Consider the following 13,605-nt stretch of genomic DNA (forward strand, 5'->3'; position numbering starts at 1 on the left):
CCGACTCAACGTGCCACGAGCCCCGACTCGACGTGCCACGAGACCCGACTCGACGTGCCACGAGCCCCGACTCAACGTGCCACGAGGCCCAACTCAACGAAGCGCCGGTCACCCCCTAGCAAAAGGGGAGTGACCGGCGCTTCGGTGTACGGGGGGTGGGCGTCAGCGGGCCCGGCGGGCCATCCGCTCGACGTCGATGATGACGACCGAGCGGGGCTCGAGGCGCAGCCAGCCGCGGGAGGCGAAGTCGGCGAGCGCCTTGTTGACCGTCTCGCGGGAGGCGCCGACCAACTGGGCAAGCTCCTCCTGGGTGAGGTCGTGGTGGACGTGGACGCCGTCGTCGGCGGTGCGGCCGAAGCGGTCGGCGAGGTCGAGCAGTGCCTTGGCGACACGGCCGGGCACGTCGGAGAAGACCAGGTCGGCCACCACGTCGTTGGCCTTGCGGAGCCGGCCGCCGAGCTGGGCGAGCAGACCGCGGGCGACGGCCGGACGGCCCTCGAGCCAGCGCAGCATGTCCTCGTGCGCCAGGGACGCGAAGGAGGCGTCGGTGACCGCGGTGACCGTGGCCGAACGCGGGCCGGGGTCGAAGAGGGAGAGCTCGCCGAACATGGAGCCGGGGCCGAGGATGGCCAGCAGGTTCTCCCGCCCGTCGGGCGAGGTGCGGCCGAGCTTCACCTTGCCGTCCAGGACGATATAGAGCTTGTCGCCGGAGTCGCCCTCATGGAAGAGCACCTCACCGCGACGGAGTCTGCTCTCCGCCATCGACGTTCGCAGGGCCGTTGCGGCTTCATCGTCGAGCGCGCTGAACAGCGGCGCCTGACGGAGTACGTCGTTGTCCACGCCTACCTCCTGGTCACCGAACCCTCTTCGAACGAGGGCATCAGGGGCGATACTAACCAGTGGAATTCCTCACAGGACGAATCGTCGCCGCCCGAAACGACGGAGAATGACGCATTTCACGTCGCCGGAGCGGCGTTCGAGGCGGCTGCGAGGCGGGAAGTGTCGGTGCGGCCCCGTACTCTTTCCCGCGTGCCTGCCGTCGAGACTCACCTGGGCCTGGTCCGGCGCGCCCGCAAGATCAACCGGATCCTGGCCGACACCTACCCCGACGCGAAGGCGGAGCTCGACTTCGCCAACCCGTTCGAGTGCCTGGTCGTCACGGTGCTGAGCGCCCAGACCACCGACAAGCGGGTCAACGCCGTCAGCCCCACCCTGTTCGCCGCCTACCCGGATGCCGCGGCGATGGCCGCGGCGGACCGCGAGACGCTGGAGCAGATCATCGGCTCACTCGGGTTCTTCCGGGCGAAGGCCGACTCCCTGCTGCGGCTCTCGGCCACGCTGGCCTCCGAGTTCGGCGGCCAGGTCCCCGACACCCTGGCCCAGCTGGTGAAGCTGCCCGGAGTCGGCCGCAAGACCGCCAATGTGGTGCTGGGCAACGCCTTCGGACTGCCCGGCATCACCGTCGACACACACTTCGGCCGGCTGGCCCGCCGGTTCGGGTTCACCGAGCAGACCGACCCGGTCAAGGTCGAGCACGAGGTCGGCGAGCTGTTCCCGAAGAAGGAGTGGACTCCGCTGAGTCATCACCTGATCTGGCACGGTCGCCGGATCTGCCACGCCCAGCGACCCGCCTGCGGCGCCTGCCCGGTGGCCCGGCAGTGCCCGGCGTTCGGTGCCGGCCCCACCGACCCGGTGGCGGCCGCCAAGCTGGTGCGCACGGAGGGACGCAACTGATGCCCCGCCTCCGCAGGACCCGACGCTGCGGCGCGTTCGCCGTCCTCGCGACCACCGTTGCGGCTGCCCTGGTGCTGTCCGGGTGCAGCGGCGACAGTCCGCGGATGGTGACGGCCCCGCCGCCGGCCGACGTCGACGTGGCCGCTCCCGAGATGGTCCAGGCCAAACAGCAGGGCGGCGTCGAGGAGTGCCCCGCTCCGCAGACCGAGGGCGGTGCCCTGCCCGCGGTGACCCTGGACTGCCTCGGGGGTGGGCGCGCGGTCGACCTCTCCACGCTCGAGGGGCCGCTGGTGATCAACTTCTTCCAGGCGGCCTGCGAGCCGTGCCGCCTGGAGATGCCCGCCCTGCAGGAGTTCCACCGCAAGTACGGCGACCGGGTGGCCCTGCTCGGCATCGACTCCAACGACACCTACCCGGGCGTGGCGCTCGACGAGGCGATCAGCCGGGGCGTGACCTATCCGATGGTGGCCGACCCGGGCGGGGACCTGCAGAAGACCAAGCTGCGGATCACCGGCTACCCACAGTTCTGGATCCTCGACGAGGAGGGCGAGTTGCACTTCCACTCCGGTGGGCTGACCTCGCTCGACCAGGTGGTCGACATGGTCGAGGACGCGGGGATCACGCTGTGAGCGCCGACGCGACGATCCCGGAGTGGCTGCGCCCGGTGGAGGCGGGAGCCCGGTCCATCGACGTCCACGAACTGACCCGGTTCCCGGTGCCGGAGGACTCCGACGCCCGGCACTCCGCGGTGCTCCTGCTCTTCGGGGAGGGGCCCGCCGGTCCCGACCTGCTGCTCACCGAGCGCTCGCACACCATGCGTTCGCACCCCGGCCAGGTCTCCTTCCCGGGCGGCGCCATCGACCCCGGCGAGACCGTGCGTGAGGCCGCCCTGCGGGAGGCGCAGGAGGAGGTCGGGCTCGATCCGTCCGGCGTCGTCCTGTTCGCGGAGTTGCCCGGCCTGTGGCTGCCCCCCAGCAACTACGCGGTGACCCCGGTGCTCGGCTGGTGGCGCGACCCGCATGCCGTCGCCCCCGCCTCACCCGAGGAGGTGCACGCCGTCTATCGCGTCCCGCTGCACGAACTCACCGATCCCGCTCACCGGATCCGGGTGCACGGCCCCTCGGGCTGGGTCACCCCCGGCTTCCTGATCGGCCCCGACAAGGATGTCATCCTGTGGGGGTTCACCGCCGGCATCGTGGCCAAGCTCTTCGAATACCTCGGCTGGTTGACCGACCTGCCCGACGCGCCCTTGACCGAGCTGCCGCCGTACATGTTCGGCGGCCGGGAGCGCCGGAGCCCGGATCGGACCCGCGCTGAATGAACGTCCTCGACTGGATCCTCGTGGTCCTGGTGGCCGCCTATGCCATCTCGGGCTACTGGCAGGGTTTCATCACCGGTGCCTTCGCCACCGCCGGCCTGCTGCTCGGCGGCCTGCTCGGCATCTGGCTCGCCCCGATCGCGCTGGGCAACGCCGACCCCTCGCTGTGGGTCTCCCTGGGCGCGCTGTTCATCGTGATCCTGTGCGCCTCCATCGGTCAGGGCCTCTTCCAATACGCCGGGGCGCGGGTGCGGGCCGTGATCACCTGGCAGCCCGCCCGGGTGCTCGATGCGGTCGGCGGCGCAGCACTGAGCGCGGCTGCGGTGCTGATCGTCGCGTGGGCCCTGGGTGTGGCCGTGACCGGCTCACGCTTCGGTGCGATCACCGCCCAGGTGCGCGATTCGACGGTGCTCGGCGAGGTCGACCAGGTGCTCCCGGCGGTCGCCGACGGGGCGCTGCAGCAGTTCAACGACGTGGTGGGAGCCGGATTCTTCCCGAGCTACCTCGAACCGTTCGCCCCGGAGCGGATCGTCGAGGTGGGGCCGGGACCGGAGCGGCTCCTGCACGATCCTGACGTCGTCCGGGCCGAGAGCAGCGTGCTGAAGATCCGCGGCAACAACAGTTGCGGTCGAGGCGTGGAGGGCACCGGCTTCGTCTACGCCCCCGGCCGGCTGATGACCAACGCACACGTCGTGGCCGGTGTCACCGAACCCACCATCGAGACTCCGGAGGGCTCGATCACCTCCCGCGTCGTCGCCTACGACCCCGACATCGACATCGCCGTGCTGGCCTTCGACGGCAGCGGCGAACCGGTGATGTCCTTCGACCGTGGCGGCCGGCCGGGCGACGGCGTCGGCATCGTGGGCTACCCGGAGGACGGCCCGTACGACGTCCAGAGCGGCCGGATCCGCTCCGAGCAGCGGCTCCGCTCACCCGACATCTACGGGGAGGGCACCGTGCTGCGTGAGGTCTTCTCCATCCGCGGCCTGGTGCGGCCGGGCAACTCCGGTGGCCCGATCCTGGACTCCGAGGGCGAGGTGCTCGGAGTCGTCTTCGCCGCCTCGGTCACCGATCACGACACCGGATACGCCCTCACCGCCGACCAGGTCGCCTCGGTGGCCAGGGAGGGCCGTACGGCGAACGAGGTCGTCTCCACCGGCGGCTGCGCCGCCTGATCCTCGGGCCGGCCGCGGGCCCCATGCGGGCTTGTCGGTCGGCGGGAAGCTGAGTCCCGGGCTGCGCTGGTCTCTGGCGGGCCGGCCGGGGCGGCGGGTGGTGAGTCCTGTGCCGCGCGGATCTCCGGCCCGGGCGGGCCGGGGGTGGCGGTCGTCGTCCAGCGCTGCGCGTCTCCCCTGCCCCGGGCCCGCCGGGGGACGGGTTCTCAGTCCGGGTGTCGCACAGGTCGATGGCCCGGCCGGCCGGAGCGGCGGGTTGTGAGGCCCGGTGCCGCGGGGAGTGGGCCGAACGCCGCCGGGGCCGGGCGCGCCGGTGGCTCGGGGCCAACCGGGCGGTGCCCGCACTGGGCAGCGCCCGGCGGCGACGGCTATCGCTTGACGGGGGTGGCGGAGGGGGTCGAGTGCTGGCCCTTGAGCGCCTTGGGGATCTCCTTGCCCTGCTGGATGGCGCGCTCGGGGGCCTTGACCTGCTTGACCTTCTTCACCCCGATGAACACCAGCAGCGCGGCGATGAGCAGGTAGACCGCGAAGACGATCAGGAAGGCCCAGTGCAGCCCGAGCCCGGCCCAGTGGATGAAGTAGGCCAGGGACACCGAGAACATGATGATCGCGAGCATCGCGAGGAACGCCGCGGCTGCGAACAGGCCCACGCCGGTGCCGCCGGCCTTGACGCTGACCTTGAGCTCGGACTTGGCCAGCTGGATCTCCTTGGAGATCAGGGTGGAGATGTCGCGGCTCGCGTTGGCCACGAGCGCCCCGATGGTCGGATCGTCCTTGGACGCCTTCACGGGCTGGTCTGCCATGCCTTTACCCCTCAATGCTCGATCGCGGATACCTGACCTTATCGATCCGAGTCCTGCTCGAAGACGTCAGGAACGCCGTCCTGGTTCTCGTCCCTGGTCTCGACCTCCTCCAGATGACGATAGGTCCGATTACGCGTGCGCAGGGTGACCGCGGCCAGGAGTGCCGCGACGATAGACCCGACGAGGACACCGATCTTCACGTCGTCGTTGAAATGGCTGCCCTCACCGAAGGCGAGTTCGCCGATCAGCAGGGACACGGTGAAGCCGATGCCGGCCAGCATGGACATGCCGACGACGTCGGTCCAGGTCAGTTCTTCATCCAGTTCGGCCTTGGTGAAGGTGTGCAGCAGCCAGGTGGAGCCGGTGATGCCGATCATCTTGCCGAGCACGAGTCCGGCGATGACACCGATGGTGACCGGCTCCTTGAGCGCGTCGACCAACCCGGAGAAGCCGCCCACGGTGACCCCGGCGGCGAAGAACGCGAAGATCGGCACCGCGAAGCCGGCCGACAGCGGCCGGACCCGGTGCTCGATGTACTCGGCCATGCCCGGCCCGTCCTGACCATCCCTGCGGAGGACGGGAACGGTGAAGCCGAGCAGGACGCCGGCGACGGTGGCGTGGACGCCGGACTCGTGCATCAACGCCCAGGTGAGGACGAAGAGGGGGGCCAACAGCCAGGGACTGCGGATCCGCTTCTGCGCCAGGAAGGCGAAGACGGCCAGCGGGATCAGAGCGGCGGCGAGGTACTGGAGGTGCAGTTCGTCGGTGTAGAAGATCGCGATCACGGTGATGCCGAGCAGGTCATCGACGACCGCGAGGGTCAGCAGGAAGGTGCGCAGCCCGCTGGGGAGGTGGGAGCCGATCACCGCGAGCACGGCGACGGCGAAGGCGATGTCGGTGGCGGTGGGGACGGCCCAGCCACCGGTGGCACCGCTGGCGGTGACGACCTGGACGGCGGTGAAGATGATCGCCGGCATGATCATGCCGCCGACCGCGGCCACCATCGGCAGGGCCGCGCGGCGCGGGTCGCGGAGGTCGCCGGCGACGAACTCGCGCTTGAGCTCGAGGCCGACCACGAAGAAGAAGATCGCCAGCAGACCGTCGGAGGCCCAGTGTCCGAGCGAGAGGTGGAGATTGAGGCTCTCGGGGCCGATGTGGAAGTCACGCAGCGCGACGTAGGAGTCCGACCAGGGACTGTTGGCCCAGATCAGGGCCACCACGGCCCCGATGATGAGCAGGATGCCGCCCGTGGTCTCGGCCCGGAGGACGTTGGCGATGCGCGAACTCTCCAGCCACGAGCCTCGGGAGAAGAGCGGGGTTGGTGCGTTCACGGTGCTGGCCTCCTGGGGCATACGGGTACGTCGAGAACAACGCCGACCAGACTTCCCGGCACACCAGAGATACTGACCCTAACCGACGTGCGGATGCGCGACCCGCGTCGGTACGAGGGCCGGGCACCATCGCGGAGGACGGTACCCGGCCCCGCGGACCGGGCGGAGGTGGGGGTGGCCCGCGTCACTCCTCGGTGGCGGTGCTCTTGCCGGCCGCGATCAGGGCCATCACCGAGGAGTCGGCAAGCGTGGTGACGTCGCCGATCTCCCGGTTCTCGGCCACGTCGCGCAGCAGGCGGCGCATGATCTTGCCCGAGCGGGTCTTGGGCAGCTCCGGCACGATCATGATCTGCCGGGGCTTGGCGATCGGGCCGATCTCGGACCGGACGTGGTCGGAGAGCTCCTTGACGACGTCCGGGCCACCGTCTCCGGCGTCCTCGCGGAGGATCACGTAGGCGACCACCGCCTGGCCGGTGTCGGCGTCGGTGGCTCCGACCACGGCCGCCTCGGCGACCTTGCGGTGCGAGACCAGGGCGGACTCGATCTCGGTGGTGGACAGCCGGTGCCCGGACACGTTCATCACGTCGTCCACGCGGCCCAGGACCCACAGGTCGCCGTCCTCGTCCTTCTTCGCACCGTCGCCGGCGAAGTAGTAGCCCAGGTCGTGGAACATCGACCAGTAGGTGTCGATGAAGCGCTGGTCGTCGCCCCAGATGGTCCGCAGCATCGCGGGCCACGGCTCGGTGAGCACGAGGTAGCCGCCCTCGCCGTTGCCGACCGACTTGCCCTGGTCGTCGACCACGTCGGCGCTGATCCCGGGGAGGGGGTTCATCGCGGAGCCCGGCTTGCCGGAGGTGACACCGGGCAGCGGGCTGATCATCATCATGCCGGTCTCGGTCTGCCACCAGGTGTCGACGACGGGGGTGCGGCTGCCGCCGATGACCTCGCGGTACCAGATGTAGGCCTCGGGGTTGATCGGCTCGCCCACCGAGCCGAGCAGGCGGAGCGAGGAGAGATCCCGGGCGTCGGGGATGTCGCGGCCCTGCTTCATGAAGGAGCGGATCGCGGTCGGTGCGGTGTAGAACAGGGTGACGCCGTACTCCTCGATGATCTGCCACCAGCGGCCCCGCTCGGGACTGTCGGGGGTGCCCTCGTAGAGCACCTGGGTGGCGCCGTTGGCGAGCGGGCCGTAGACGATGTAGCTGTGGCCGGTGACCCACCCGATGTCGGCCGTGCACCAGTAGACGTCGGTCTCCGGCTTGAGGTCGAAGACGGCGTTGTGGGTGTAGGAGGTGCCCACCAGGTAGCCGCCGGTGGTGTGCAGGATCCCCTTCGGCTTGCCGGTGGTGCCCGAGGTGTACATGACATAGAGCGGGTGCTCGCTGTCGAAGGCCTCGGGGGTGTGCTCGGTGGAGGCGGTGCCGACGGTCTCGTGCCACCAGACGTCACGGGTGTCGTCCCACGCGACCTCCTGGCCGGTACGACGGACCACCAGCACCTTCTCGACACTGCGGATGTCGCCGGCCAGGGTCTTGGCGACGGCCTCGTCGACGGCCGGCTTGAGCGCGGCCGGCGCGCCGCGCCGGTAGCCGCCGTCGGAGGTGATGATCACCTTGGCCTGGCAGTCGTCGAGCCGGGTGGCCAGCGACTCGGCGGAGAACCCGCCGAACACCACGGTGTGCGGGGCACCCAGGCGGGCACAGGCCAGCATCGCCACGATCGCCTCGGGGATCATCGGCAGGTAGATCGCCACCCGGTCGCCGCTGCGCACGCCCAGGTCGGTGAGCGCGTTGGCCGCCTGGCAGACGTCGTCCTGGAGCTGCGCGTAGGTGATGGTGCGCTTGTCGTCGACCGGCTCGCCCACCCAGTGGATCGCGACCCGGTCGCCCAGGCCCGCCTCGACGTGCCGGTCCACGCAGTTGTAGGCGGCGTTGAGCTTGCCCCCCACGAACCACTTCGCGAACGGCGGGTTGTCCCAGTCCAGGGTGCGCTGCGGCGGGTCGGCCCAGGTGATCCGCTCGGCCTGCTCGGCCCAGAACCCGAGCCGGTCCGAGGTGGCGCGGTCGTAGGCCTCGGCGGTGACATTGGCCTGCGCGGCCAGGTCTGCCGGAGGATCGAACCGGCGGGTCTCGTGGAGCAGGTTGGACAGGGTCTCGTCGCTCACGGGGGCAGCCCTTTCAGGGTCGGGTCGGGGTGGTCCACACCACAGTAGGACGCGATGCCGACAGTGCGCACCGGGGTGGTGGGGACCGAGGGACTCAGTCAGGATCCGAGCGGGTCGCGCAGCGGGGGACTGTGCTGAACGCCGGTGGGCGGGCCGTGGCTACGGCCCGCCCACCGGGCTCGGAGGGTCGGTGCTGAACGGTCAGTGCTGAACGGCCTGCTCGGCTCCGGCACCGGTGAGGGCGCGGACCTCGAGCTCGGTGTACCGCTCCGCGGTGCTCGGCTCGCGCGAGGTGATCGTTCCGAGCCAACCGAGCAGGAACCCGGCGGGGATCGAGATGATGCCGGGGTTCTGCAACGGGAACCAGGCCCAGTCGGCGTCCGGGAACATGGCGGTCTCGGAGCCCGACACGACCGGGCTGAAGAACACCAGCCCGACCGCGAAGATCAGGCCGCCGTAGATGCTCCAGCAGGCACCGCGGGTGTTGAACCGCCGCCAGAACATGTTGTAGAGGATGGCCGGAAGGTTCGCCGAAGCCGCCACCGCGAACGCCAGCGCCACCAGGAAGGCGATGTTGAGGTTCTGGGCCGGGATGGCCAACAGGATCGACACCAGGCCGATCCCGGCTGCTGCCCAGCGGCTCACCCTCATCTCTTCCTTCTCGCTGGCCTCGCCCTTGCGGATCACCGAGTTGTAGATGTCGTGGGCCACGCTGACGCTGGAGGTCAGGGTGAGCCCGGCCACCACGGCGAGGATGGTGGCGAACGCGACCGCTGCGATCAGCGCCAGCAGGACGGCGCCACCGACCGAGCCGTCGCCTCCGCCGACCTCCTGGGAGAGCAGTGGCGCGGCCAGGTTGCCGGCTGCATCCATGTCCTCGGGGTCGAGGAGCGCTGCGGCACCGAAGCCCAGGACGAGGGTGAACAGGTAGAACACGCCGATCAGCCCGATCGCCCAGAGCACCGACTTCCTGGCGTCTCGCGAGGTCGGGACGGTGTAGAAGCGGATCAGGATGTGCGGCAGGCCGGCGGTGCCCAGCACCAGCGCCAGCCCGAGGGAGAGGAAGTCGATCTTGGAGGTCAGGTCGACGCCGTACTTCAGGCCCGGCTCCAAGAACGCCTGGCCGGCGTCGCGGTTGGCGGCGGCGCTACCGAGCAGTTCGGAGAGGTTGAAGCCGAACTGCGCCAGCACCAGGACGACGACCAGGGCCGAACCGGTCATCAGCAGGACGGCCTTGACGATCTGTACCCAGGTCGTGCCCTTCATGCCGCCGACGGTGACGTAGAAGATCATCAGTGCGCCGACCACGAAGATGGTGAGGTTCTTGACCAAGTTGTTGTCGGGGTCGATGCCCAGCAGCAGGCTGACCAGTGCTCCGGCGCCGACCATCTGGGCGAGCAGGTAGAAGATCGAGACCGCCACGGTGGAGGTCGCCGCCGCCATCCGAACGGGTCGCTGCCGCATGCGGTAGGCCAGCTGGTCGGCCATCGTGTACCGACCGGAGTTACGGAGCACCTCGGCCACCAGCAGGAGTGCCACCAACCAGGCGACCAGGAAGCCGATCGAGTAGAGGAAGCCGTCGTACCCGGAGAGCGCGATCGCGCCGGAGATGCCGAGGAACGAGGCGGCCGACATGTAGTCGCCGCCGATGGCCAGACCGTTCTGGAGGCCGCTGAAGCTGCGGCCGCCCGCGTAGTAGTCGGCGGCGCTCTTGGTGTTGCGGCTGGCCCAGAACGTGATCGCGATGGTGAGCGCGACCACGGCCAGGAACAGGGTCGTGGTGAGGATCTGGTCGCCGTCCATCAGTGCTTCCCTCCAGCTGAGACGCCGCCGTTGCCCTGGGCGCGCTCGTACTCGTCGTTGAGCTCGCGGGCGAGCGGGTCGAGACGCTTGGCCGAGTACCGGGCGTAGTACCAGGCCAGCCCGAAGGTGGTGACGAACTGGAGCAGGCCGAAGATCAGGGCGACGTTGATGTTGCCCCACACCTGGGTGTTCATCAGACCGGGGGCCCAGTTGCACAGGACGACGTAGAGCAGGTACCAGGTCAGGAAGGCGACCGTCGCCGGGAAGACGAAGTTGCGGTACGCCGAGCGAAGGGCCTTGAACTCGGGGGTGGCATGTAGCTGGTCGTAGACGGGGTCGTGTCGTTCGGCCTGATCATGGGCGCTGGTGGGCACGGGAACCCTCCTTCTGGATCGTGGGGGGACACACCGGGGTCGCCGACGTGTGATCGGCCTCACATTAGGAGGCGGCGGGCCCGCCGGTCTCCGTTCGTGGAGGGGGCCTCGGTGAACGGCTGCTGTGCGTCGCCGGGTGGTCGCTGACGAGCGCCGAGCGGTAGTCCCGGGGCGGCAGCGGGCCCGATCCAGGGTGCGCGGATCGACGGTCAGCCGCGGTCGAGCGGGACCGACTCGGGGGTGTGCAGACGCACCAGCAGCCGGCTGGTGTGCGCGGGCACCCGGCGTGGCGTGCACAGACTGCCGAGGACCATGGCGGCGAACGCGAGGGGGACCGACCAGGCGGCCGGCTGGGCAAGCAGGGCGTCGAGCAACGGGGGTTCGCTGCCGCCGCTGAGGGTCCAGACCACGGCGCCGCCGGACCCGACGAAGCCGATCATCAGTCCCGCGGCAGCGCCCACGTCGGTCAGCCGCCGCCACCAGATGCCCAGCAACAGCAGCGGGCAGAACGTCGAGGCCGCGACCGCGAAGGCCAGCCCGACCGCCCGGGCGATGCTGACGTGCGGCACGGCGACCGCGGCGATGCACGGGATCGCCACCGCGACCACGGAGGCGAGGCGGAACGCGGCCACACCGGAGAGGCGATGCTGGGGCAGCTTCGCCACCAGGTCCTGGCTGAGCACCCCTGCCAACGCGATGGTGAGCCCCGAGGAGGTCGACAGGAAGGCCGCGAACGCCCCGGCCACCACCAGCCCGGTCAGTACGTCGCCCAGCGGGCCGGGGAGCATCAACCGGGGGAGTTCGAGGACCAGCGCGTCCGCGGACGCGAGCTCCGCGGTGTGGACGCGACCGAGGGCGCCGTACACCGGTGGGATCAGGTAGAAGACGCCGAGCAGAGCGAGCACGGTGAGGGTGGTCTGCCGAGCCGCCCGGCCGTCGGGGTTGGTGTAGAACCGGACGACCACGTGCGGGAGTCCCATCGTGCCCAGGAAGGTGGCCAGGATCAGGGAGTACGTCGTGTAGAGCCCGATCCCGCCGCCGTCGGCCAGCGGGAGGGACCAGGCCGCGTCGACGTCGGGCCGGGGACGGCCCTCCCCGGCCCACACGATCAGCAGGACAGCTGCGGGCAGCAGGAGCGCGGTGAGCTTGAGCCAGTACTGGAAGGCCTGGACGAAGGTGATCGAGCGCATCCCGCCCGACATCACGTTGACCAGCACCACTGCGCCCACGATCAGCGGGCCGGTCCAGGTGGGCGCCCCGGCGACCGCGTGCAGGGTGATGCCGGCGCCCTGGAACTGGGGCATCAGGTAGAGCCAGCCGATCGCTACCACCAGGAGCGAGCAGAGCAGTCGGATCGCGCGCGAGCCGAGGCGTGCCTCGGCGAAGTCGGGCAGTGTGTAGGCGCCCGAGCGGCGCAGCGGTGCCGCCACCAGCACCAGCAGGACGAGGTAACCGGCCGTCCAGCCGATCGGGTACCAGAGCATCTCCGCGCCGAAGGTCAGGACCAGACCGGCGATGCCGAGGAAGGAGGCTGCGGAGAGGTATTCGCCACCGATCGCGCTGGCGTTCAGGCGCGGGTGAACGGTGCGCGAGGCGACGAAGAAGTCGCTGGTGGTGCGGCTGAACCGCAGCCCCCAGGTGCCGATCGCCACGGTGGCGACGGTGACCAGGGTGACCGCGATGATGCCGGGCGCGGCGTCCAGGCTCACGGCTCCTCCGGCGGATCATGGGCGGGCCGTCCGCCGGGGTCGCGGCTGCTGACCAGTTCCGCGAAGCTGCTCTCGTGCTGCTCGGCGCGCCGGACGTAGTGGCGGCCCAGCAGATAGAGGAACGGGTACGCCGCCACCCCCAGCAGCCACCACGGCACCGGGATGCCGAGCATCCGGATCCCCGCGAGTCCCGGGAAGAGGTGGAAGACCAGCGGCAGGCTGCCGAGCCCGACCAGCATCACCAGCAGGACCCGCGCGGCCAGTCCGAGCTGGGCGCGGAGCAGCGAGCCGACGTACATCTCACCCAGGGGGGTGTCGTGGTCGATGTCGGTGCGTCGGCTGACCTGGGTGGGGCGGCGCGGCGGCCCGGTGATCCGCACCCGGCCCGGTGGTGACTCGCTCATCGGGCTGGCCCCGTGCTGCGTTCGGCGAGGAGGTCCTTGAGTTGTCGGGTGTGCCTGCGACTCACCACCAGTTCGGTGCCGGCGACGAGCACCGAACAGCGGCCGGCGTCGGTCCGGACCTCGGTGACACGGGCCAGGTTGACCAGCAGGGACCGGTGGATCCGCACGAAGCCCGCCTGCCGCCACTCCTCCTCGAGCTGGGTGAGGGGGATGCGGATGAGGTGGGAGCCGCCGGCGGTGTGCAGTCGCACGTAGTCGCCCTGTGCCTCGACGTGGGTGATGTTGCTGCGGCGTACGAACCGGGTGACGCCGCCGAGCTCGACCGGCACCTGGAGGTCCTGCCGGGCTGGGCCGGGGGCGCCTTCCGGGTGCGGCCCGACCAGCCTGGTGAGGGTGTCGCGGATGCGTTCGGCCCGCACCGGCTTGAGCACATAGTCGACGGCGCGCAGCTCGAAGGCGGCCAGCGCGTGCTCGTCGTGCGCGGTGACGAAGACCAGCGCGGGCGGCGTCCGGAAGCGCGCGAGCACCCCGGCCAACTCGACCCCCGTCAGGCCGGGCATCTGGATGTCGAGGAACGCCGCGTCCACCTCGTTGTCCTGGAGCACTCGCAGCGACTCGGTGGCGTTGTCGCAGGTGAGCACCTCCCCGACCCGGGGGTCCTCGCGGAGCAGGAAGGAGAGTTCGTCCAGGGCCGGCAGTTCGTCGTCGACCACCAGCACCCGCAGCCCGTTCGAGGGAGTGCTCATGCGGGGTCCCTGTCCGCAGCGGAGCGGAGTGAGCATCCGGACGG

The 13,605-nt window shown here is 70.4% G+C and carries 13 protein-coding genes; 4 read left to right on the forward strand and 9 right to left on the reverse strand.

The features are described 5' to 3' along the window. Positions 1–162: 162 nt before the first annotated feature. Positions 163–840, reverse strand: a complete 678-nt coding sequence (locus G515_RS0108240) for a Crp/Fnr family transcriptional regulator (protein ID WP_028659774.1) — start codon at positions 838–840, stop codon at positions 163–165. 189 nt (positions 841–1,029) lie between these two features. Between G515_RS0108240 and nth the strand changes: the two genes are divergently transcribed. Genes nth through G515_RS0108260 form a run of 4 tightly spaced genes read left to right on the forward strand, consistent with a single transcriptional unit; the run spans position 1,030 to position 4,227 of the window. Beyond that, positions 1,030–1,734 carry an endonuclease III gene (gene nth / locus G515_RS20225; RefSeq protein ID WP_245565301.1) on the forward strand — a complete coding sequence of 235 codons (705 nt, stop codon included), beginning with the start codon at positions 1,030–1,032 and terminating at the stop codon, positions 1,732–1,734. Continuing rightward, positions 1,734–2,363 (forward strand): TlpA family protein disulfide reductase, encoded by a 630-nt coding sequence (locus G515_RS20230; protein ID WP_051218025.1) that lies wholly within the window; start codon positions 1,734–1,736, stop codon positions 2,361–2,363. Before nth ends, G515_RS20230 begins: the two co-directional genes overlap by 1 nt. Then, positions 2,360–3,055 (forward strand): NUDIX hydrolase, encoded by a 696-nt coding sequence (locus tag G515_RS20235; protein WP_051218026.1) that lies wholly within the window; start codon positions 2,360–2,362, stop codon positions 3,053–3,055. The genes G515_RS20230 and G515_RS20235 overlap by 4 nt, the downstream gene beginning before the upstream one ends. After that, positions 3,052–4,227 (forward strand): MarP family serine protease, encoded by a 1,176-nt coding sequence (locus G515_RS0108260; protein ID WP_028659775.1) that lies wholly within the window; start codon positions 3,052–3,054, stop codon positions 4,225–4,227. Before G515_RS20235 ends, G515_RS0108260 begins: the two co-directional genes overlap by 4 nt. 368 nt (positions 4,228–4,595) lie before the next feature. Here the strand turns inward: G515_RS0108260 and G515_RS0108265 are convergent, their stop codons facing one another. The 8 genes from G515_RS0108265 to G515_RS0108300 form a co-directional block, all read right to left on the reverse strand. Further along, positions 4,596–5,030: a phage holin family protein gene (locus G515_RS0108265; RefSeq protein WP_028659776.1), complete on the reverse strand. Its 435-nt coding sequence runs from the start codon at positions 5,028–5,030 to the stop codon at positions 4,596–4,598. Between the two features lie 38 nt (positions 5,031–5,068). Continuing rightward, on the reverse strand, positions 5,069–6,361 hold the full coding sequence (gene nhaA / locus G515_RS0108270; protein ID WP_028659777.1) for a Na+/H+ antiporter NhaA: 1,293 nt from the start codon (positions 6,359–6,361) through the stop codon (positions 5,069–5,071). Positions 6,362–6,545: 184 nt separating this feature from the next. Further along, positions 6,546–8,525: an acetate--CoA ligase gene (acs, locus tag G515_RS0108275; protein ID WP_028659778.1), complete on the reverse strand. Its 1,980-nt coding sequence runs from the start codon at positions 8,523–8,525 to the stop codon at positions 6,546–6,548. Between the two features lie 201 nt (positions 8,526–8,726). Continuing rightward, positions 8,727–10,328, reverse strand: coding sequence for a solute symporter family protein (locus G515_RS0108280; protein WP_028659779.1), 1,602 nt, complete (start codon positions 10,326–10,328; stop codon positions 8,727–8,729). After that, positions 10,328–10,702, reverse strand: a complete 375-nt coding sequence (locus G515_RS20240; protein ID WP_036554957.1) for a DUF485 domain-containing protein — start codon at positions 10,700–10,702, stop codon at positions 10,328–10,330. The genes G515_RS0108280 and G515_RS20240 overlap by 1 nt, the downstream gene beginning before the upstream one ends. A gap of 209 nt (positions 10,703–10,911) precedes the next feature. Further along, positions 10,912–12,411, reverse strand: a complete 1,500-nt coding sequence (locus G515_RS0108290; protein ID WP_084653314.1) for a sodium/solute symporter — start codon at positions 12,409–12,411, stop codon at positions 10,912–10,914. Continuing rightward, positions 12,408–12,815: a DUF485 domain-containing protein gene (locus G515_RS20245; protein ID WP_051218027.1), complete on the reverse strand. Its 408-nt coding sequence runs from the start codon at positions 12,813–12,815 to the stop codon at positions 12,408–12,410. Before G515_RS20245 ends, G515_RS0108290 begins: the two co-directional genes overlap by 4 nt. Next, positions 12,812–13,561 (reverse strand): LytR/AlgR family response regulator transcription factor, encoded by a 750-nt coding sequence (locus tag G515_RS0108300; protein ID WP_028659781.1) that lies wholly within the window; start codon positions 13,559–13,561, stop codon positions 12,812–12,814. The genes G515_RS20245 and G515_RS0108300 overlap by 4 nt, the downstream gene beginning before the upstream one ends. Between the last annotated feature and the right edge of the window lie 44 nt (positions 13,562–13,605).

Origin of the sequence: Nocardioides insulae DSM 17944, from assembly GCF_000422825.1 — a bacterium.
In the GTDB taxonomy this organism is placed as follows: domain Bacteria; phylum Actinomycetota; class Actinomycetes; order Propionibacteriales; family Nocardioidaceae; genus Nocardioides; species Nocardioides insulae.

Bases quoted from the DNA above. Each gene is read 5' to 3' on its own strand.
- G515_RS20230 (WP_051218025.1), top strand. From the start codon at position 1,734: ATGCCCCGCCTCCGCAGGACCCGACGCTGCGGCGCGTTCGCCGTCCTC.
- G515_RS0108260 (WP_028659775.1), top strand. From the start codon at position 3,052: ATGAACGTCCTCGACTGGATCCTCGTGGTCCTGGTGGCCGCCTATGCC.
- G515_RS0108265 (WP_028659776.1), bottom strand. From the start codon at position 5,030: ATGGCAGACCAGCCCGTGAAGGCGTCCAAGGACGATCCGACCATCGGG.
- G515_RS0108280 (WP_028659779.1), bottom strand. From the start codon at position 10,328: ATGGACGGCGACCAGATCCTCACCACGACCCTGTTCCTGGCCGTGGTC.
- G515_RS20245 (WP_051218027.1), bottom strand. From the start codon at position 12,815: ATGAGCGAGTCACCACCGGGCCGGGTGCGGATCACCGGGCCGCCGCGC.
- G515_RS0108300 (WP_028659781.1), bottom strand. From the start codon at position 13,561: ATGAGCACTCCCTCGAACGGGCTGCGGGTGCTGGTGGTCGACGACGAA.